Consider the following 20239-nt stretch of genomic DNA (forward strand, 5'->3'; position numbering starts at 1 on the left):
AGGAACTCTCGTTCCCATGACCGAGAAGCTGCTGGGCCTGCTGTCGAAGCGCCCCTGGACGGAACGCTGGCTGACCCGCCTGCTGGGTGCCGCCCTGTCCTCGGCGGCGTACCTTCTCTGCCTGCCCTGGGATCTGCGCAACCGCCCCGAGTCACCCGGTTCGACGACCGAGACGACCCCGGTGACCGTCCTCGGCGTCGCGGTCCTGGCCGTGACCCTGCTCCTCCTGGCCGTGTACTTCGGCCACCGGGACGCCCTCGCCTGGCCCCTGCTCCTGGTGGCCGCGCCCCCGGCGACACTCATGTACCTCTCGTTCCGCACGAACCCCGAGCCGCCGGACGCGTCCATGTGGCCTCTGACCTGGGCGTTCTCCACGCTCGTCATGGCGGCGGGGGTACTCGTCGCCGCGTCCGTCGCCCGGCAGTTCAGAAAGGACACGGGGGACTCGACGGACGGGCTGGTGTTCGCCCACTCCTCGTCGGGAGCGGGCGGCGGTTCCTCGGCCGTCAGGCGCCCGTCGTGGAACCCGGGCGGACGATCATGAGGATCGTGACGGTGGCCCAGAGCAGATTGAAGATGCCGGTGAACATGGCGAGCCGGACGGTGGCGCGGGGGTTCGCGGCGACGCCGGTGGACGTGGCACCAGCACCGGTCGCGTCGGTGGTGCCGGTGACCCCGGCGGTCACGTCCGCCCCGGCCGCCGCCTCCACCGCTTCGAGGAGTTCCTCTTGACGCGGCAGCACCAGCGCCAGCAGGACCGCCGCCGCGATCCCGGTCAGGGCCATCGAGGCGATCAGCCAGGCGTCACTGAGCACGCCCATGCTCATGGCCGTGGCGAAACCGAGGACGGGAACGGCGATGCCGAGGCCCGCGTACACCCGGCAGATCCGGTGCAGCAGCCGTAGCGTCTCCGCCGCCCGCTGGTCCCCCGGATCGGCGAGGGCGCGGCGGGCACCGGGCGGGAACATGCTGGCCGCCACGGTGACGGGCCCGACGGCGACGATCGCGGCCAGGACATGGAGAACGAGGAAGAACTTGGTCACGAGGGGACGGTAGGCGGCGTACCGGATCTTGTGGAAGTGGCGGTATTGCCAGGGTTCAACGGATTCTCGCCAGAGCCTTAGGGATCAGTCGCAGGCCGTCGACAGGCCCTCGGCACGCTCTCGGCGGACAGTCACCGGGCGAATCAGCAGACTGGCGGCACGCGGAACCCTAGGCGGGCGCCAGACCACCCCTGTTGGCCAGAACCCGCGCCACCCCTACTATTTCGCCATGCACACAGTGGCCGTACTGGTACTGGACCAGGTCATCCCGTTCGATCTCGCCGCGCCGATCGACACGTTCAACTGGGCCCGGCTGCCGGACGGCCGCGCGCCCTACCGGGTCAAGGTCTGCTCGGTGGCGGAGGAGGTGAGCGCGGGGCCGTTCAACGTACGGGCGCCGTACGGTCTTGAGGCGCTGGCCGAGGCCGACACGATCGTCGTGCCGGGTACCGCCGACCCGACCGTGCCGCTGCCGCCGGGGGTCGCCGAGGCACTGTGCGCGGCGGCCGCGAACGGGACGCGTATCGCGTCGATCTGCGTCGGCGCGTTCATCTTCGCCGCCACCGGTCTTCTGGACGGGCAGCGGGCGACGACCCACTGGATCGCGGCCGCGGACCTGGCGGCCATGTACCCGAAGGTGACGGTCGACCCGAACGTCCTCTACGTCGACAACGGCCAGTTCCTCACCTCGGCCGGCGCCGCCGCGGCGATGGACATGTGTCTGCACATGATCCGCCTGGACTACGGCTCGGCCGTCGCCGCGCACGCGGCCCGGATGTCCGTCATGCCGCTCGAACGGGAGGGCGGGCAGGCGCAGTTCATCGTCCACGCCCAGCCGCCGGCACCGGCGGGCACGACGATGGAACCCCTGCTGAGCTGGCTGGAGGAGCACTCCGACCGCGATCTGACCCTGGACGACATCGCGACCCGGGCGGGCATGAGCGCCCGTACGCTCAACCGCCGGTTCCGCGAACAGACCGGCACGACGCCCCTGCAGTGGTTGCACCTGGCGCGGGTGCGCCGCGCCCAGCACCTTCTGGAGACCACGACCCACCCGGTCGAACGGATCGCGGTCCAGACGGGGTTCGGCTCACCGACGGCTTTCCGCGACCGCTTCAAGCGGGTGGTGGGAACGAGCCCGCAGGCCTACCGGAGGGCGTTCCGGGGAGCGCCGGTGAGCTAGGGGCCGGCCCTCCCCGGGGACGGCCCCCAGCAGGAATACGACCTCAGCCGTGCCGGTCGGCCACCGCCCAGGACGCCAGCGCCACGGCCCCGGCCACGCCGAACACCGCGGGCCAGGCGCCCACCTTCTTGGCGAGCGGATGCGATCCGGCGAACCCGGCGACGTACGCGACGGTCAGTGCCCCGGCAGCCCGCCCACCGGCCTGCCGCCGCCACTGCTGCGCGGCCGCGGCCCCGGCGACGGCGAGTACGGCCCCGCCGAGCTGCCGCTTCTTCGTCCAGCGAGCGACCCCGTACCCACCGATGAGCCCGCTCGCGGCCACCGCCGCGGCCGGTACCTTCGCCATCACTGCCTCCTGATGCTGCTTCCGGGCGGACTTCCGGCCGGTCGACCGAGGCTAACCCGCCCCTACCGGGCGCCCGGCAGCACCTCTCCCGAGATCGGCAGCCCCAGCCCCGCCACCGCCCGGGCGACCAGCCGGGCCATCTCGACCGCGCCCCGCTCCTGGAAGTGGGTGTTGTCCTGGACGCCGTTCGGGAAGTTCGGGTACTGCCCCGCGGCCAGCCACAGGAAGATCCCCTTGGAACCCTCGATCCCGACCCCGTCGAGGTAGACCCGGCTGGCCGCCGAGAGGTCGACCAGCGGGGCGCCCTCCTCCCGCGCGACCGCCTTCGCGGCATCCACGTACGCCGGGAAGGAGACGTTGAACTTCCCGGTCGACGTGTTGTACGAGCGCCGCGACACCGGCGTGACGACGACGGGCGTCGCGCCCCGCGCCCGGGTCGCCCGGATGTAGTCGTTGCGCAGGTACCCCTTGTAGTCGGCGGGCGACGTGTACCGCTCCGGATTGTTCACGGTCGCATCGTTGTGCCCGAACTGCACGAAGAGGTAGTCACCGGCCCTGATCACCTGATGGATCGCGGCCAGCCGCCCCTGCTCGATGAAGGACCGCGAACTCCGCCCGCCGATCGCATGGTTGGCGACGGTGATGTTCGAGGTGAGGAACGAGGACAGCTTCTGCCCCCAGCCGGCCTGGGGGTAGTAACGGGAGTTGTACGTCTGGGCGGTGGAGTCACTGGCGACGTACACGGTGCCGGTCGCCGCCGCGGCGGCGGCAGCGGTACCGGGCAGCCCCAGCACCCCGAGTGCCCCGCCCCCGACCGCACCCGCGGTACCCACAAGGAACCGTCTACGACTGCTCACACTGACATTGCGGCTCATCCGACCATCCCTGCGCAGGAGTTGAGGAACTGTCGGAGAGTGGTGGCAGCCGGGAGGGGAAAGGTTGCCGGGGCCGCGGCCGCGGGCCTACTGACGCGAGTCCGCCAGCCAAGTCCGCCAGACATGGCGGCTGTTGGGCACCTCGGGCCGGTCCAGAATCCACAGTACGTACCCGGCGTGCAACTGGGCCCAGGGGTTCTCCGAACGCCGGGCCCCCTCCAGCCGCACCCGCAGCGGGTCCCCGTCGACGACCCGGGCGATGCGCACGTACTCGCGATCCTTGCAGCGATAGGCACGCCGTACGACGATCTCCACCAGGTCGATCAGCTTGGTCCGGGCCACCGGATCCTGACCGACGGCGTCGGTGGCGAGATCCCGGATGAGCCCCTCCTTGGTCCCCCACGCCTTGGCGTGCCGGGTCCACTCCTCCGGATACCGGGCCTCCCACTCCAGGAAGAGCAGCGCGTAGGGCAGCCCGGGCCATTTGGAAAGATCCTCACCGGGCCCTCTGTCCCACATACCGCTGGGCAACGAATGACTTCGGGCCCACAGGTACTCCTCCATGGCCGACCGCAGGGCCGGATCCTCGTACGGGGACATCACCCCCTGCCCCTGCAACATCCGCAACGTCTCGTTGAACCGATGCTGAGCCTCCTCGGTCCTCCTCCGCGCGGAGGCCAAGTGGTCGAGTGCGGCGGCCCGTTCGGCCGAGTCGTTCGCGATCAGTCCGTACGCCCATGCCAGCCGCTTGTCCCACGCCCGGGCGTCGTCCATGTCCGCCCCGTGCCCTTTCCCATGCCCCATGGGACAGATCATCCCTGAGCGTGCCGCGCCCCGCTCCTCCGGGCACCGGTACCGGGAGGAGCGGGGCGCGAACAGGGGCCTCGGATCAGCCGGCGCAGAGCGTCACATCGACGGTGTCGCCGTTGGCGACGGTCTTCGGGCTGTGCGGGTCGACCTGGATGACCGTGCCCGGCTTGCCGTACTTGCCGCAGTCCACCTTGTTGACCTTGCCCAGCTTGGTCTGGGTCTTCGCGATCTGCCCCTTGGCCTCGTCCAGGCCGGCGCCGAGGAGATCGATGGGGATGGTCATGCCCGCGCTGTGGGCGAACAACAGGGTGGCGGCGTCCTTGGCGGGCGCCGCGGTGATGGCGGCCGCGGGAGCGGACTTCGACGAGTCCGAACCGCCGGTGATGGAGGCGAGGGCGGTACCGCCGCCGGCCACGATGAGGGCGGCCGAGATACCGGCGATGGCCGTGGCCCGCTTCCGACGGGACCTGCGGGTGATGCCGGGCGCGTCGAAGGTGGGCGCGTCGGCGGAGTTCGCGAAGTTGTTCATGGCGTTCACCAGTTCCTCTTCGAAGGCTGTGGGGTGTGCGCAGCCGAAGGGCCGCGAATCGTTCGAGGTCATCGGGATCCCTCCTCGGGCTGCCGTGGTGAAGGGCCGGAGAGCGCGGGGAACTGGCTTCTGAGCTTTTCCATGCCACGAGCGAGCTGCGACCGTACGGTGCTCTGCGAGATGCGCAGGTCGGCCGCGATCTCGGCGTCGGACAGATCGTGGAAGTACCGCAGCACCACGACCGTACGCATCCGCATCGGCAGACCCTGAAGAGCGCGGACCAACTGGTCCCTGCTGTCTATACGCCCGTACTCGTCACCCGGAGCCGCCATGTCGCCGGTGTCCTGGTGCGGAACCGTGCGACGGAACCTCCGCCAACGGTCGTTGGCCAGGTTCACCATGATCCGCCGGACGTAGGCGTCCGGGGCATCCTTGGCGGCGATCGTGCGCCACTTGCGGCAGACCCGCTCCAGGGTCTCCTGGACCAGGTCCTCCGCCGTCTCGCGGTTCCCGGTCAGAACGAGGGCGCCGCGGAACAACGGAGCCGACCGGGCGGCGACGAACTGCTGAAAGTCCATCTCCGCCGACTCGGCCTCGGCCTCACCGCGACCGGCACTCAGCTTCCACTCGGTTGCCAGATCCACACGCTCCTCCCTTCCTGTCACCCCCTCGACGCGGAACCCGTGTTTTCTGCTGCACAGCGATGATGAGACCTGGGTCACAGGCTGCTCGAAAGCCGGAGATCATGCCTACGCCTACGCCCGCACCCCGCCCCGTGACAGGAGACGCCCCCGCATGACTGATCCGGAACCGAGAGCAGCCCGCAGCAGCCGAGGGACGACCGGAGTCTGGCCCCTGATCCGCGCCGAGCGAACGGCGCTGGCGGCCGATCTCGCGGACCTGACCGACGAACAGTGGAGAACGCCCTCGCTCTGCACCGAGCTGACGGTGCGTGAGGTGCTGGCGCACCTCACAGCGGCAGCGAGCCTCAACTCCGTACGCTGGCTGGCGGGTGTGATCCGCTGCCGGTTCGACTTCGACAAACAGGTGGCCATGAGGCTGGCCGAGCAGTTGGGCGCCACCCCGGCGGAGACACTGGAGAGATTCCGACGAGTGGTCCCGAGCACGACCAAGCCTCCCCTCCCCACCCTGGCGATGCTGGGCGAGACGATCGTGCACGGAGAGGACATCCGACACCCGCTGGGCATCGTCCGCGACCACCCGATCGAGACGGTCACGCGGGCGGCCGAGTACTACCGGGGCTCGGACCTCGTGGTCCTCGCCAAGGGACGCATCGGCGGCCTGAGACTCACCGCGACGGACGGCCCCTTCACGACCGGCGCAGGACCACTGGTCTCCGGCAGCACCTTGGCCTTGGTGATGGCGATGACGGGACGTACGGCGTACTGCGACGACCTGGAGGGCGACGGCGTCGAGCTCCTACGAGGGCGCTGCGGGACGGCGTGACGCGAGGAGGTGCCATGGGGAGAGCTCGTCTCGCGAGCACATCGTGCAATCGCAGCCGAGCAGGCGCACCCTGGAGGAAGGTGGAAGCGGCTGAGAACAGCTGGAGGCAGCTGGAAACAGCGGCTCCGGAGGTGATCGTGATGACGATGAAGACCGCTGTCGGATGGCACATAGAGCTGGAATTCGACGAGGACGACAACCGCACCCGTGCGGCCGCCCTCGTACGCCTCCCCGACGGAAGCGAGGTACGGGCCCACGGCTACGCGAGCCGCCACCCCTCCGACTCCAACCAGCCGAGGGTGGGCGAGGAAGTGGCCGGCGCCAGGGCCCTCAACGAACTGGCGATGAAACTCCTGACCAAGGCCCACGACGAAATAGACGAGGCCTCGGGCAGGACATCACACCCGCTGACCTGAGCGGCAGGACAACGGGCAGGCCGCCTCACCCGCTCGCTCGCTCACTCGCGATAGACGGGCGGGGTGTTGATATACGTGTGCCCGGTTGGCGCGGTCCAGACGGCGGCACCGGTATGCGCAGCCGCCCACTCGCTTCTCACCCGTGCCGGAGTGGGCCGAGTCAAGGGTGAAGCGCAGCGAAATCGCCGCAGGCGACGGCCGAAGGCCGCCCTTTACGCGGCCCACGGATGCACGACACTGGCCAAGAAGCGGGCGGCCCCACGGCACCTTCGAAGCCCAGGCTCACCAACACCACCCCCGCCCCCGGACATTGGCTTGACCAAGTCATGAGAACTCCGCCGGCCCACGCAGTGACGTACACCGGCGAGTCACTGCTCCGAGTCCGCGCGAGCCTGCGGCACCACATCACGCCGGGCGGATTCCCCGGCTATTCCGAGATTCTGCCGAGCATGCTCGTGGAAGTTGTTGAGGGCGACCAGCCACTCGTTGGCGCGCTCCTGCCACATGTCCTGGGTGATCTCTTCGGCACCCCGGGCCGGCCGTTCCAGCTGCCACAGCCGGTTGTTGAGTTCGTGGGCAGCTTGCACGGTCGCCGTGTCGCCCAGCAGCATCACCTGCTCAAAGGCGTGCGACCGATCTCCCTCGGCCGACCTCATCTCAACCAGCAGAGGATCACGAGCGGCCGGATCACCGTCGTCCCATTGCGGGGTGAACACCTGCTGTGCACACCGATAGACGTGCTTGACCGCCGCGACGTAGGCGACGTAGGAGTCGAGGCGGTGCGCGTCCCACCGGACGCGGAGTTCACGCTCGAACCGATCCCGCTCGGTCAGCCGAGTAGTGAAGTACGACCCCGCGGCACCCGCCATGACCGCGCCCACCGTGACCAGTTGCTCAGCAAACCCCACGTCGACCCCTGGATCCCTATCGGCCATCATCCGGTCAGTTCGAGGCACCCGGCCGCGACACCAGTGGGCGGGGACCCGCACCCGTCCGCCCAGACTCTGGGATTTCGCGCGTCAGGATACACATCGCCAAAGAAGCGGGCACACGATGCCGCCTTCGACGCCCGGTCCACTGAACGCTCCCCGGCCGCCACTCCAACACGGCACCAATCGGAGGCCTTCGCCATGTCCGAACGCGACGAACTCGGCAGCCAGAGCGCCTACTGGAACGCGGCCGCAGCGTCGGGTACAAAACAGTTCGCGCACCCCTTACACCTGCCATGGCTGGAAGACGTCAGCCGAAGTGCCACGGTCCTCGACTACGGCTGCGGATACGGCCGAATCATGAGCGACCTTGCACAGCAGGCCCTCAACAACCTTGCTGGAGTCGACACTTCACCGAAAATGATCGCCCAGGCTCGCCAGCGACACCCCACAATGCAGTTCACAACGCTGGACACGCCACCGACGCTCCCTATGGCTGCTGCGAGCGTCGACGTGATCCTGCTCTTCGCAGTACTGACCTGTATCCCTGAAGACCGGGCGCAACGAAGCCTGATCTGCGAACTGACCCGAGTCCTCAAGCCAAACGGCCTGCTCTACGTCAGCGACCTGCTCCTACAGAACGACCAGCGCAACCAAGACCGCTACGCCAAATCCGCCGAACGCTACGGCACCTACGGGGTATTCAAGACCGACGACGGCGCGGTCTGCCGCCACCACCCGAGCGACTGGTTCACCACACTGCTCGCAGGACTAGATCCCATCGCCACCCGACACATCACAGTCCCCACAATGAACGGCCACGAGTCAGAGGGAATCCAACTTCTGACCCGTAAGCCGACTCCGAACCACTAGTCCTCGACCGTTCGGCTCATCCCACCGCCAGAGAGTCGCCCTCCAGCGCCCGTATGAATGCCCACCAGGCTTGAGCGCGGACGGCCACAACCGGGCCGTCGACACACTTGGAGTCGCGTACATGCAAGCGACCGTCAGCGTGGGCACACTCGACGCACTCAGTGCCACTACCGCCGCTGTACGAGGACTTGAACCAGTGAGGCTCGGACCGTATGGCCATCAGGACTCCTCGCTTATGCGTTGGATCAGCGCCGCAGAAGCCTCAAGGTCGAGGGCCTGTGCGCGAAGGTATTGGAACGCCAACCTATAGCGCTCCAGTTCCTCCGGCTTCTCCATGAAGAGCCCGCCGCCGAGGATGTCCACGTACACCACGTCCAGCTCGGGAGTCTGACCTCCCAAGACGACGAAGCTCCCAACTGCCGCCGCATGAGCCCCTGTTGAGAACGGGAGGACTTGGATGGTCACGTGGGGGAGTTCGGACGTGGTGAGAAGGTGCCGCAGTTGCTCGTGCATCACCGTCGGCCCACCAACGCTGCGCCGGATCGCGGCCTCGTCGATGACACACCAGATGTGCGGCGGTTCGTCGCGCTGGAGAAGTTCCTGTCGCTTCATGCGGATGTCCACCATGTGCTGTACCTCCCTTTCAGCGCACCGCATTTCCGAGGCACGGTGAACGGCCTCGGCGTAGGCGCGCGTCTGGAGGAGCCCTGGGATGTACATGCAGGCGTAGTGGTCCTCCCGTACCACCTCGTCTTCTAGCGTGAGCATGAGATTCATCGACTCAGGGATGGGATCGGCGAGTGACCGCCACCAGCCCTGAATCTTGGCGCCCTTCGCCAGATCGACCAGAGCGAGACGCTCTTCGTCGGAGGCGCCGTACTCGCGACAAAGGGCGTCCACAGCCGGCCACTTGACCGAGCCTTCCTTGGTCTCGTAGCGGCTCAGTGTTGCCTTCGAGATGCCGACGCGCCCGCCTGCATCTTCAAGGGTCAGGCCCTTGAGCTCGCGGAGGCGACGCAGGTCGGCGCCCAACTGGCGCCTACGAGTGGTAGGTCCGGCTGCCATGTCCAAGGCCCTTCATGTTGATCTGTCGGATCGTCGAGGTTGCTCAACCGCACCGGCAAGACGGCACGCGCCGGGGGCGCGCGGATCACAGTCGTGCTCCCGCGAGCACAAAATGAGAGTTCCATTTTGAGAGTTCCAATGCAACTCTCGGTGTGTAGTCGATTGCGTACAGCAACGCGACATCATGCCAGAGGAGTTGAACGATGGACTGCACCGCCGGTTTGCTGAGGAAGCCGTGGGATCTGCCTTTCGTGGCCGAACCCGAGGAAGTCTCGGGGCTTCGTCACATCCTCAGGTTGCACCTGGAGCTCTGGGGGTTGCACGAGGTCACCGACGCAGCCCAACTCTGCGTCAGCGAGCTCGTGTCCAATGTCATCAGGCACGTCGGCCTCGGCACTCCGACGACGCTCGCCGTCTCGATGAACGGCACGCACCTACGCATCGAAGTCCACGACCCCGACACGCGAGCACTCCCCACCCTCCTCGACGCAGGCTCCGACGCCGAGGCCGGACGAGGAGTGGCCATCATCGACGCCGTCGCCGACCGGTGGGGTGTCCAACTCTCCCCCGACCGGAAGGTGACTTGGTGTGAGCTGGAGACGGGGCTGGATTCCATGAACGGACATCGCGGAGGGGATCGAGTTACCCGGGTCGAGTCGATGCTTCGCATGTACGGGAATGGCGCAGACAGACTCCCGCGCGCAGCGAGCTCCCGCATCCTGACTGTGGCCATCGCAGAGGAAGCAGCGATCGACATGATCGCCGACCTGCTCCACTGGCTCAGAGCGCACGGTTGCGACGTGGATGGCGCACTCGACCGTGCGCAGATCCACTACGAGGCCGAGGCCGCAGAGGGCGTCGATCTGCCGGCTTGAGCAACAGGGTGAAGGGTGCTGCCGAGCGTCGCAGTTGCTACATGCTCGGCAGTGCGAAGTAAGGTTCGGGCCACTCAATAGCCCCGTCTTTGTCGGCCTGGGCTACATGCTGCATCAGTAGTGCGGTCGGGTTTTGGAGGTCCACCTTTGTGGCGGGCTCACCGATCCCGGAGGGGGCTGACGGGTAATCTATGCCGAGTAGCCGGCATATGTGCTCTAGCTCCTTATTCTCGTTACCTTCGCCGAGGTCTTCGTGTAGGTAATCGCGAAGTCGGGAGCAGATGTCGAGCATGGCATGCCCGCTATCGCTAATCCGGAAAACTCCACCTTGTAGGCTGTCGCTCTCAAGGAACCCTATGACGAAAAGTCGTTGGACCTCTTCCTTGAGGATTTGCGTGCTAAATCCTAGAACCTTCGCAGTGTTGGAGAGGCTTCGATATCCTTGCGTCTTGACGTGAGACAGGATTGCGAGAGGATATCCGGGGCGGCCCGAAGCTGCGAAGCGAGACACATCCTGCGGAGTCAGGCCACCAAGAACCACCTGCATGAGCAGGTCTTTAGTCATCTCGTCTCTCAGGTTCTCGTACGTCGAGTCCCGAGCATTTTCACTGTCTGCGTCAAAGTCCCCCGGGACCCAGAAAACGCGTAGTCGGGAGAGTCTTTCGCGCATCGGAGTGTCACGGAACGATCCAGTCACCTCAGCCAGTCGCCTTTTATTCTGTGTCGAATGGCGGGCTATGTACACCGCGGCGGAGACGTCTCGCTGGGTGAGTAGTGTCCTTATATCCTTATCTATGCCGTCTCTATCATGCTTCCATAGAGTTTGCCCCGAGACTATCTTTGACCAGTCCTTTTTGAGGTCACATGAGAAGTCGAAGAGCTTCCGGCTCCCCTCCTGATAGCTGAAGAGACCAGAGCTTGCGGCGCTCTCCATTATTTTCAGGGCGGAGTCCGACAGAAAGTCGTGCTCTGGCGACGGCATGCTAGCTCCCTGAGGTGTGTGTCGGGTATCCCTCGCCGTCCTGGTAGACCAGGCTGATGCCTTCTCTGTTGAGCAGGTCTTGAAGATCTTCGTGAGGCTTTTCGGGGAGTAGTACAGCCAGCTTTGGATTGGCGGGCTTGATGTGTCGGACGTAGTCCTTGAGTTGACCGATAGCCATGCGTATTTCTTCCCGGCTACTCTCACCCTTCACGCAATACAACACATGATCGGTGGCGTCGTAGAGGTCGGTCTTTAGAGTGGACCGCGTTCCTGCGATCTTGATCTGGTAGGCGAATACCTCGTGCTGTTGTTCTTCGAGAAACCTGAGATATTCGCCCAGAATCCGCATCTTGCGATGCTCTGCAATGGTGCTCGGCTGTGCCGAGCGCCTGCTCTCTGGCACTCGCTTGCTCGGCGGTTCAACCATCGAGCTTGCGGTTACCGCTGCCGATACCTGTTGAATCTGCGTCGTCTCTGCAGGTGTAATTGCGTCCTCAGGGAGGTGCTGAACGCTTCCCTTTGGTCGCAATCTGAAGACGATGATTAGGCGCCGATTTCCTTCTGGGTCGTCAGCCTCGCGGATCGTATAAGGTTGTTTAAAATCCAGCTCAAATTCGCCAAGATATCGTTGAAGCTTTGCGGCGGATTTAGATCCGGGGGATTTTCCTGCTGCCATGAAGAGGCGCAGGGTTTTTCCGTCATCGACATGGTGAAGAATTGCATTGTTGCGGGAGCCGGACGACCCCTCGAACGTCTGATGCCCGGTGCGACCTTTTCCTGTGTACTCGAATACGGGGCCGTGCTCGTCTTCCTCTTCGAGCCAGCCGTCTTCGTAGCCGTACTCTCTACCGCTCTCGTGATCTGTGTAGATCAATATATTTGGCGTGGTTTTGGATAAAATTATCCCCTCTTGATCGCCTCCGCCGAAGCGTTCCTTCATCTTGGCGCGCGTCGTGAGGTGCCCAGGTTCTAACGGAGATACGTTCATGCCTCGACGTTAGCGGACAGTGCTGACACTGGGTCAGGTGCCTAGCCCGCAGCGATAGCCGAGTACGTCCACACGTCGGCTGGAAGTTCATGCTTCAGTCGCCATGTGATCGCCATCGGCTTGCTGCCGGTGTGCTCCACGTATGTTGCCGGTCCCAAGAGCATCCAGGGCTGGGACTTGCCCATGTCGTTGTTCTTGTAGCGACGCATGAACAGGAGGACATGGTTGCCCTGCTGCTCGTGACGTCGGTAGCGCAGACCGGTACGTGAGTTCTCCGCAGTAGCGTTCTGCGATTCCCAGTGGAACAGGGTGGGGCTCAGGGCGTAGTCCTTGTAGCGGATGGTGGGGGAGAAGTCCTTTTCGTTCTTCTCCAGCGTGATCAACAGGGCGTCCGTCTGGATCTCGTCGACCCACTGGACGCCCTGAGCGAAGGATCTGGGCATCTGGCCGCCGAAACGAGCCACACCGAGAGCGGCCAGGATCTCAGAACGGTTGTAGGCGCTGTGGACTTTCAAGGGGATGTGGCGATGGGGGCCCGACAGCGGGATCGGGAAGTGGTCTGACCGTTCGATGACGTATGACAGCACCTGCCGGAGCTCATCGCGGAACACATGTTGGGAGTGCAGCGATTCGAGGCCCTGCTGGAAGCTGGTGAAGCCTCCGGCGTTGTCCCACAAGTTGAAGAAGAGCATGTGGGCGTACGTCTGGTCGGTGGGTGTCAGAGCCTCGTACATGGGAGCGTCGTCTGAGAGCAGGCGACGGTAAGCGTGGGCTCGCTCGGGGTCGTCGATGTGTAGGAACGCGTGGACACGCTTGAGGAGCGCCGCTTCCTCTGACGGGGCTGGATCTTCGACGAGGCCGGCCTTGCGGAGGACCGTTGTCCAGGAGTTGTCGCTCTTGTAGAGCTCCTTGATCTCCCGGCGGCTCTCGCGGAGATAGTCCGCCAGCCGCGGCGTGTCGTATGCCTTGGCCTCGGTCACCAACGTCTTGATGGTGGCGCCCAGTTGGGTGCGGATGTTGTCGAGGACGAGGTCCTTGGACTTGCCCTCCAAGATGATCTGGCACCCGGAGGGAAGCTGTGGGAAGTCTCGCTCGATGTGGTCGACGAGTCGGTTCCGGGTGAGGTTTGTCAGCGCCCGAAACTGCTCCTCAAAGCGGAACTCCGCTCGGTGCTGGCCGATGAAGTCCAGGACGGTGAGTACTGGCTTAGTCTCCGTGCGGCGAAGCCCTCGGCCCAGTTGCTGGAGAAAGATCGTGGCGCTGTTCGTGGGGCGCAGGAGTAGAAGGGTGTCGACGTCAGGAATGTCGAGCCCTTCGTTGAACAGGTCGACGGAGAAGACCACTTGAAGCGTGCCGTCGCGCAGGTCCGCCAGAGTCTGTGTTCGTACTCCAGCGGACGAGTCGCTGTCGAGTGCTGCGGCCTGGAATCCGGCCTTGCGGAAAAAGTCGGCCATGAAGTGGGCATGAGCTCTGGTTACGCAGAAGCCCAAGGCTCGCATGGCTCCCGGGTTGGAGATCTTGTCCCGGATCTGCTTGACCACGATGCGGGCGCGGGCGTGGTCTCCCGTATAGAGGTTGCCGAGCTCCCGATCCGCGTAAGTGCCTTTCTGCCAACCGAGGTTGGTCAGGTCCGTGCCGTCCGGGATGCCGAAGTAGTGAAAGGGGCACAGCAGATCATTCTCAAGGGCTTCCCACAGCCGCATCTCGGCCGCGATGCGGCCCTCGAAGAACTCGTCCTGCACATTCCGCCCGTCCATCCGCTCAGGGGTGGCGGTGAGGCCCAGTAGTTCCCTCGGCGTGAAGTGTTCGATGACCCGGCGGTATGTGGTGGCTGTGGCGTGGTGGAACTCGTCGATGACGATGATGTCGAAGTGGTCCGGGCTGAGCTGTTCGAGGCGTCGAACGTTCAGTGACTGGACGCTGGCGAAGACGTGGTTCCAGTCTCGGGGATCTTCGCCGCTGTGGAGCAGCTCTCCGAAGGACGCGTCATCGAGTACCTCGCGGTATGTACGCAGCGACTGTCGGAGGATCTCCTTGCGGTGAGCCACAAACAGCAGCCTTGGACTCCTGTTGTCGAACTTCTTACGCAGGGCTCGGTAGTCGAGGGCAGCCATGACCGTCTTACCCGTGCCCGTGGCTGCGACAAGGAGGTTGCGATTTCGGCCGCGAATCTCACGCTCGACATCGAGGCGTTCCAGCATGTCCCGCTGGTGCGGGAAGGCACGTACTTCAAGTCCGGAGAGGTTGATCTTCAGGTCAGTAGTGGAGCCGGTGCCGCCCGCTTGGGCCAGGGCTCGATCGAGTCGCTCGCCATCGCCGTCGGGGTCGTACGACTCGAAGGCGCTGTCGTTCCAGTACGCGTCGAAGGTCGCCTCGAACTTGTCCAGTACCGAGGGAGTCGCCACCGACGACAGGCGTACGTTCCACTCCAAGCCGTCGAGTAGTGCGGCTTTGGACAGGTTCGAGCTGCCGACATACGCGGTGTCGAAACCGCTATTGCGTCGGAACAGCCATGCCTTTGCATGTAGCCGTGTAGACCGGATCTCGTAGTTGACCTTTACCTCGGCACCGAAATCGCGGACAAGGCGGTCGAGCGCGAGCCGATCGGTGGCACCGATGTAGGTCGTCGTGATGACCCGGATCGGTACGCCCCGCTCCTTGGCAGCACGGAGCGAGTCTTCCAAGACACGGATGCCGTACCACTTCACGAACGCGCATAGCAGATCGACGCGGTCTGCGGTGGCCAGCTCGGCTCTCAACTCCGCGCCCAGACTGGGGTCATCCGAGGCGTTAGTGATCAGCGACGTCTCGGAGAGGGGTGTGAGGGGACGTAGCGCGTAGACGCCCGGAGCCTCTTGCTCGGCGAGGGTCAGGAGCTGCCGTGGGCCGTCGACGATGGTACCGACGGTCTCGTCCGGGTCCGGCGCACTCTCAGCGAGCGACTTGAGGATCTGGTTCGCGGCGGCAACCTGCTTGTCGTGGGGCAGTCGGCTTAGCCTGCGTCCGACAGCCTCAGCGATGTGGCGGGCGAGCACGTGCGGAGAGGACTCCGCACTGACTTCCTCGTGGATGGCTTTCCAGCCGGAGGCTTCGAGCTGCTCTATCTGACTGTGCAGGTTCCGGGTGATGAGCTGCTCGTAGACACCTGCGACCGGCTGCGCCAGATCCCCCGGTTCCGCCACCCGATGCTCCCTCGATTGCTCACGTTGATATGGCTCTGTCCCGACTGCAGTTCTAACAGCAGCCGCTGACAATCGAGGGTGTTACACCCAAAGGTGATCGTCTTTGAGCGTGCTACGCAATCGGGCGACCCACGTCACTCGTCGTTGCCGTGGCACTCCCCATACCCCCGCCCCGACCCACACCAACAAGACGCCCCCCGCTCCGGCGGCCAAGCCTCAGCCCGCCCCCTCGCCGCCAACGTCGTCGCATACTGCGGCAACAACGACGCATCGCCAGGCGAAGCCCCCTCCGAGGCAGCGAACGCCTCGTAGGACGGAACCGTGCCTGTCACGATCCCCAAGTTCGGGGTGCCGGAGGCCGCGAGCTCCCTCAGTGAGCCCTCTATCGTCGCGAGGTGTTCCTCATGGGACGGGTACTCCTCCGCCAAGGTCGGGTACGCCGTCACCAGTTCTGTCAGTTCCGAGGCCGGCCAGTGGAGTACCGCCACCGGGAACGGGCGGGACAGCGCCTCCCGATACGTGCCCAACTCGGCGCGCAGGCGCGAGATTTCCGCCTCCAGCTCCGCCGGGTTGTCCGAGCCCAGGGACCAGACGCGCTTCGGGTCGTGGAGTTCGTCCAGGGAGACCGGGGAGGAGTGGAGGGTGTCCGCGAGGGAGTCCCAGTTGTCGTGGGGGAGGCCCAGCATGCGGCGTACGCGGTGGCGGCCGAAGAGGACCGGGTGGGTCGCGTACGGGGGTTCGGGGACGTCCGTCAGGAGGTGGGTCGCCGCCTCCGTGAACGTCTGCTGTGCCGCTTCGAGCTCGTCGTGGGACTCCAGGGACTCGGCCACGATCACCCAGGGGGCCGGGTCGCGGGGTGACGCCGCGCGGACGCCCTCGATGATCGCCTTTGCCTCCGCCTCGTGGCCGTACTCCCAGAGGTTGGCCGCTTTGAGGGCCCGTACCAGGAATGGGTTCTCCAGGGGGGTCGCACTGGAGAGGAGACGGTCGTAGAAGGCGGTGGCTCGCGGGCGGTCGTCAGCCAGTTCGAGGTGGGCCGCAGCCTGCAGCAGCAGGTGCTCGGCGTCCTCGGGGTAGAGGCCGGCGGTCCGCTCCAGGCGTGCTGCTTCGGCGTTGTGGTCGACGTACTCGGCAGACGTGTCGGGGCGCATGGTGGACACCGTACTGCCGACCGCCCGGCGGAGGAGAGGTATGGGCAGGCCAGGGGTGAGATCAGCGGAGGGGGCGAGCGGTCGTGAGCGGTAGGGAGGGGGCGGCTCGTTCATGGGGATGGTGAGTTGGGGCCGCAGCCCTTATCGTGCGGCCCCGGCCCCGGCCCCGGCCACCGCCACCGCCACCGCCACCGCCACCGCCATGGCCATCACCATCGCCACCGCCTTGGCTCGGCGTCGGCCACTGCAGCCGCCCGGACCCCGGCCACCGCCGAGGCCACCGCACGGAGGGAGGCATACGCGTATGCGAGTCCCCGTCGTCCATCAGCAGGCCCGGCGGCGGCGTGCCCGCTACGCCCGCCTCCTCTGGAACGGTGCCGAGCTCCTCGTAACCCTCGGTGTCGTCCTCATGCTCCTCGTCGCCCACCAGCTGTGGTGGACCAATCGGCAGGCCCGCGAGGGCGCCGAGAGAAAAGTCCAGGCCCTGGAGCGGGAGTGGGAGTGGGAGGGAGAAGGGGAAGGGGACCGGGGGGACGGGGATGGGGGAGGGGCGGCGGCCGACGGGTCGGGCGCGGACGATGGCTCCGCCGCCACCGGCGACGGTTCCGGCTCCCGGAGTGCGCCGGACTCCGCCTCCGCCGCCAGCTCAACCCCCCGCCCCCGCTGGACCCAGGCCTACGCCGTCCTCACCATCCCCCGCCTCGACCTCCGTGTCCCGGTCGCGGAAGGCATCAGTAAGGGGAACGTGCTCAACAAGGGGTACGTCGGTCACTACCCGGAGACCGCGCAGCCCGGGCGGGCCGGGAACTTCGCGCTCGCCGGGCACCGGAACACCCATGGCGAGCCGTTCCGGTACATCAACCGGCTGCGGCGGGGGGACCGGATCGAGGTGGAGACCAGTACCGCCGTCTATACGTACGTCGTCGACAGGACGCTGGCGCAGACCTCGGCGGGAGACGGCGGAGTGATCCGGGAGATCCCTCGCAGCACGGTCAGAACGGGGTACGGCTACAAGGACCCCGGTTACTACCTCACGCTCACCACGTGCACTCCGGAGTACACGTCCAAGTACCGCCTGGTCGTCTGGGGGAAGCTCGGCTCCATGAGGCCCCGCTGAACCATCTCGCCGAGCCACCTCGCCGAACCACCCGCCGAGCAGCCCGAGCCCTGGCCCGGGGTTTCCGCCGGATCAGGCCTCCTTCACCCGGTCGTAGCGGCCCAGGAAGTCCGGGGTGCCGTTCCGTATCCGGTGGAGGAAGAGGCCGTTGACCCAGCGGAACTCCTTGGTCACCGGGTCGAACTCGATGGTCTTGGCGAGCCCCTTGTAGGCGGTCGCACGGAGCCTGCGCACCATGGCGCCCCGCTCGGGCTCGACGCTGCCCAGCTCGCTCAGGCCCTGGGCGACGAAGAGCAGCGCGTCGTACGCCTCGACGGCGAAGCGCTCGACGGTGCGCACTCCGAAGCGCTTCCTGTACCCCGCCACGAAGCGTGCCGCGGTCGGCAGCTCGGCCGGGTCGGTATAGGTCGTGGAGATCACCCAGCCCTCGGCCGCCGGGCCCGCCTCGGTGAGGAACGCGGCCTGGAGGACCGGTTCCGGCGCCATGCGCGTGCCCCGGAACCCGGCCTCTTCCAGCGCGCGGGCGCAGAGGGCGGCCCGGTGCGGTGAGGAGCCGCCGTAGACGACGGCCTCCGCGTCGGCGGCGAGCACCGCGGCGGCCACCGTGTCGAAGTCCTCGCTGCCCGCGGGGACGGCATGGGTCGTGGTCGTGCCCTCGGAGGGCGGGAACGCGGCCAGGTCCTTGACGATCTGCCAGCTGGTGCGGCCGGCCGCCCTGTCGTCTATGACGGCGGTCCTGCGGCTCTTCCGGGCGTGGGTGAGGTAGTGGATGAAGGGGGTCGACAGAGCGTTCTCGTCGGGCCTTAGCTGGAAGTACGCGCGGGTGGTGATCTGGGAGTACAGATCGTCCCCGGAGGAGACGGTCACGATGGGCAGCAGGGCCTTCTCGTAGCGGGTGACGGCGGTCTCGGCCGAGGCGCTGCCGGTCGGGCCGATGACGGCGTACACGTCGTTGTCCGCGACGAACCTTCCGGCCACCTCCGCGGCCCGCTTCGCCTCCCCGGCGTCGTCGAGGACCTTCAGGACCAGGTCGAAGGCGCGGCCGTCACGGGAGCGGGAGTTGAAGTCCGCGACGGCGAGCCGGGCGCCCCGCTCCTGCGCCCTGCCGATCGCCTTGTCCGTGCCCGACAGGTCCGCGTGCAGCCCGATGACGTACCGGGGCAGTGGTGCGGAACTCGTCGCGCCGTCGCCGTCGGACGAGGGCCTGGAGGCGGCCCAGGCCGCGATCCCGCCGCCGGTCAGGACGACCGCGGCCGCCGAGCCCAGCGTCAGCAGGCGGCGCCGTGAGACGGCGGGCCCCTCCCGAGGCTGCTCCACGAGCGTGGTCGGGCCCGGGCTGGGGGCGGGGCTGGGGCTGGGGTCGGGCAGGGCCAAGACGGCGGACGAGCGTTCCGCGATCAGCCGGGGCAGCGAGGGCGGCAGCCAGTCGTCTGCTCGCCCGTCCGTTCGCCCGTCCGCCCCGCCGGCCTCTCGCCCGGCCTCTCGACCGTCCGCCCCTCCGGCCTCGTGCCTGCCCGCCGGTTCGCCCGCCGAGCCCTCCGCCGAGCCGCGCTCCTGGTCGTTCTCCCTGTCGTTCTCCCGTTCGTGCTCCCGGTCGTCCTCACCGGACAGGGCGTCCCGTACCGCCTCCGCGGTGGGGCGGGCCGCCGGGTCCTTGGCTAGGCAGTCGGTCAGCAGCGGGACCAGGGTCCACGGCACGGCGTCCAGGTCCGGTTCCTCGTGGACCGTACGGAAGATGACCGCGGCCGCGGTACCGGTACCGAACGGGCGGCGGCCGGTCGCCGCGTACGCCAGGACGCAGCCCAGCGAGAAGACGTCGCTCGGCGGGCCGATGTCACCGCCCCGCGCCCGCGCCTGCTCGGGCGAGAGATAGCCGGGCGAGCCGATCACCACGTCGCTCGCGGTCAGCGCGGTGGCACCGGTGGAACGCGCGATGCCGAAGTCGATCAGCCGGGGGCCGTCCAGGGCGAGCAGGATGTTGCCCGGCTTGACGTCCCGGTGCACCAGGCCCGCGGCGTGCACCTCGGTGAGCGCCTCGGCCAGCCGGGCGCCCAGCGCGCGGACCGTACGCTCCGGCAGCGGCCCGTGCAGCGTGACGGCCTCGGCCAGCGACGGGCCCGGTACGAAGGCGGTCGCCAGCCAGGGCTCGCGGGCCGCCGGCTCCGCCGCGGTCACCGGTGTCAGCCACTGCCCGGTGAGCCCGCTCGCCGCCTCGGCCTCGCGCCGGAACCGGGCCCGGAAGTCGTGGTCGGCCGCGTACTCGGCGCGGATCACCTTCAGCGCGACCAGCGCCCCGCCCGTCGAACGGGCCAGGTAGACCACGCCCATGCCGCCCGCGCCGAGCCGGCCGAGCAGGCGGTAGCCGCCGACGAAGGGCGGGTCGCCCGGCTTGAGGGCACGCACTCCCG

At 66.9% G+C, this 20239-nt stretch carries 21 protein-coding genes; 7 read left to right on the forward strand and 14 right to left on the reverse strand.

The features are described 5' to 3' along the window. Positions 1 to 16: 16 nt before the first annotated feature. Positions 17 to 544 (forward strand): hypothetical protein, encoded by a 528-nt coding sequence (locus OG718_RS33690; RefSeq protein WP_328845930.1) that lies wholly within the window; start codon positions 17 to 19, stop codon positions 542 to 544. Here OG718_RS33690 and OG718_RS33695 read toward each other — a convergent pair. Next, positions 507 to 1043: a protease gene (locus tag OG718_RS33695; RefSeq protein ID WP_328845931.1), complete on the reverse strand. Its 537-nt coding sequence runs from the start codon at positions 1041 to 1043 to the stop codon at positions 507 to 509. The two genes, OG718_RS33690 and OG718_RS33695, sit on opposite strands and share 38 nt — an antisense overlap. 229 nt (positions 1044 to 1272) lie before the next feature. Between OG718_RS33695 and OG718_RS33700 the strand changes: the two genes are divergently transcribed. After that, the gene (locus OG718_RS33700) at positions 1273 to 2226 is read left to right on the forward strand and encodes a GlxA family transcriptional regulator (protein WP_328845932.1); all 954 of its coding nucleotides are present in this window, start codon (positions 1273 to 1275) and stop codon (positions 2224 to 2226) included. Between the two features lie 43 nt (positions 2227 to 2269). Here OG718_RS33700 and OG718_RS33705 read toward each other — a convergent pair whose 3' ends face one another. The 5 genes from OG718_RS33705 to OG718_RS33725 form a co-directional block, all read right to left on the reverse strand. Then, the gene (locus OG718_RS33705; RefSeq protein ID WP_143632579.1) at positions 2270 to 2572 is read right to left on the reverse strand and encodes a hypothetical protein; all 303 of its coding nucleotides are present in this window, start codon (positions 2570 to 2572) and stop codon (positions 2270 to 2272) included. Positions 2573 to 2634: 62 nt separating this feature from the next. Next, positions 2635 to 3429, reverse strand: coding sequence for a rhamnogalacturonan acetylesterase (locus tag OG718_RS33710; RefSeq protein ID WP_328845933.1), 795 nt, complete (start codon positions 3427 to 3429; stop codon positions 2635 to 2637). 105 nt (positions 3430 to 3534) lie between these two features. Beyond that, positions 3535 to 4251, reverse strand: coding sequence for a hypothetical protein (locus OG718_RS33715; RefSeq protein ID WP_143632576.1), 717 nt, complete (start codon positions 4249 to 4251; stop codon positions 3535 to 3537). A gap of 85 nt (positions 4252 to 4336) precedes the next feature. Beyond that, positions 4337 to 4858 (reverse strand): hypothetical protein, encoded by a 522-nt coding sequence (locus OG718_RS33720; protein ID WP_143632575.1) that lies wholly within the window; start codon positions 4856 to 4858, stop codon positions 4337 to 4339. Continuing rightward, positions 4855 to 5430 carry a SigE family RNA polymerase sigma factor gene (locus tag OG718_RS33725; protein WP_260694852.1) on the reverse strand — a complete coding sequence of 192 codons (576 nt, stop codon included), beginning with the start codon at positions 5428 to 5430 and terminating at the stop codon, positions 4855 to 4857. The genes OG718_RS33720 and OG718_RS33725 overlap by 4 nt, the downstream gene beginning before the upstream one ends. 151 nt (positions 5431 to 5581) lie before the next feature. Here OG718_RS33725 and OG718_RS33730 point away from each other — a divergent pair, with 151 nt between their 5' ends. Beyond that, positions 5582 to 6253 carry a maleylpyruvate isomerase family mycothiol-dependent enzyme gene (locus tag OG718_RS33730; protein ID WP_328845934.1) on the forward strand — a complete coding sequence of 224 codons (672 nt, stop codon included), beginning with the start codon at positions 5582 to 5584 and terminating at the stop codon, positions 6251 to 6253. A 140-nt stretch (positions 6254 to 6393) separates the two neighbouring features. Then, on the forward strand, positions 6394 to 6669 hold the full coding sequence (locus tag OG718_RS33735; protein ID WP_186001011.1) for a DUF1876 domain-containing protein: 276 nt from the start codon (positions 6394 to 6396) through the stop codon (positions 6667 to 6669). Between the two features lie 368 nt (positions 6670 to 7037). Here OG718_RS33735 and OG718_RS33740 read toward each other — a convergent pair whose 3' ends face one another. Then, on the reverse strand, positions 7038 to 7577 hold the full coding sequence (locus tag OG718_RS33740) for a hypothetical protein (protein ID WP_328845935.1): 540 nt from the start codon (positions 7575 to 7577) through the stop codon (positions 7038 to 7040). Positions 7578 to 7799: 222 nt separating this feature from the next. On the opposite strand from OG718_RS33740, the gene OG718_RS33745 reads away from it, so the two are divergent. Next, positions 7800 to 8471, forward strand: coding sequence for a class I SAM-dependent methyltransferase (locus tag OG718_RS33745; protein ID WP_328845936.1), 672 nt, complete (start codon positions 7800 to 7802; stop codon positions 8469 to 8471). 16 nt (positions 8472 to 8487) lie between these two features. On the opposite strand, the gene OG718_RS33750 is transcribed toward OG718_RS33745, so the two are convergent. Together OG718_RS33750 and OG718_RS33755 are read right to left on the reverse strand one after the other, a co-directional pair. After that, the gene (locus OG718_RS33750) at positions 8488 to 8691 is read right to left on the reverse strand and encodes a DUF397 domain-containing protein (protein ID WP_328845937.1); all 204 of its coding nucleotides are present in this window, start codon (positions 8689 to 8691) and stop codon (positions 8488 to 8490) included. After that, complete coding sequence (locus tag OG718_RS33755; RefSeq protein ID WP_328845938.1) at positions 8691 to 9536, reverse strand: helix-turn-helix domain-containing protein; 846 nt, start codon at positions 9534 to 9536, stop codon at positions 8691 to 8693. The genes OG718_RS33750 and OG718_RS33755 overlap by 1 nt, the downstream gene beginning before the upstream one ends. Positions 9537 to 9739: 203 nt before the next feature. Here OG718_RS33755 and OG718_RS33760 point away from each other — a divergent pair, with 203 nt between their 5' ends. Continuing rightward, a complete protein-coding gene (locus OG718_RS33760; RefSeq protein ID WP_328845939.1) occupies positions 9740 to 10411 on the forward strand; it encodes an ATP-binding protein in 672 nt (223 codons plus the stop codon). A gap of 37 nt (positions 10412 to 10448) precedes the next feature. Here OG718_RS33760 and OG718_RS33765 read toward each other — a convergent pair whose 3' ends face one another. The 4 genes from OG718_RS33765 to OG718_RS33780 form a co-directional block, all read right to left on the reverse strand. After that, positions 10449 to 11393: a hypothetical protein gene (locus tag OG718_RS33765; RefSeq protein WP_328845941.1), complete on the reverse strand. Its 945-nt coding sequence runs from the start codon at positions 11391 to 11393 to the stop codon at positions 10449 to 10451. Between the two features lies 1 nt (position 11394). Beyond that, entirely contained in the window at positions 11395 to 12381 is a 987-nt protein-coding gene (locus tag OG718_RS33770; RefSeq protein ID WP_328845942.1) for a hypothetical protein, read from the reverse strand. A 41-nt stretch (positions 12382 to 12422) separates the two neighbouring features. Next, positions 12423 to 15563, reverse strand: a complete 3141-nt coding sequence (locus OG718_RS33775; RefSeq protein WP_328845943.1) for a DUF3427 domain-containing protein — start codon at positions 15561 to 15563, stop codon at positions 12423 to 12425. A 134-nt stretch (positions 15564 to 15697) separates the two neighbouring features. Further along, positions 15698 to 16714 carry an SEC-C metal-binding domain-containing protein gene (locus OG718_RS33780; protein ID WP_306939852.1) on the reverse strand — a complete coding sequence of 339 codons (1017 nt, stop codon included), beginning with the start codon at positions 16712 to 16714 and terminating at the stop codon, positions 15698 to 15700. A gap of 304 nt (positions 16715 to 17018) precedes the next feature. On the opposite strand from OG718_RS33780, the gene OG718_RS33785 reads away from it, so the two are divergent. Further along, the gene (locus OG718_RS33785) at positions 17019 to 17831 is read left to right on the forward strand and encodes a class E sortase (RefSeq protein ID WP_328845944.1); all 813 of its coding nucleotides are present in this window, start codon (positions 17019 to 17021) and stop codon (positions 17829 to 17831) included. Between the two features lie 72 nt (positions 17832 to 17903). On the opposite strand, the gene OG718_RS33790 is transcribed toward OG718_RS33785, so the two are convergent. Further along, on the reverse strand, positions 17904 to 20234 hold the full coding sequence (locus OG718_RS33790) for a bifunctional serine/threonine-protein kinase/ABC transporter substrate-binding protein (RefSeq protein ID WP_328847880.1): 2331 nt from the start codon (positions 20232 to 20234) through the stop codon (positions 17904 to 17906). Positions 20235 to 20239: the final 5 nt, after the last annotated feature.

Origin of the sequence: Streptomyces sp. NBC_00258 (assembly GCF_036182465.1) — a bacterium.
Classification (GTDB): Bacteria; Actinomycetota; Actinomycetes; order Streptomycetales; family Streptomycetaceae; genus Streptomyces.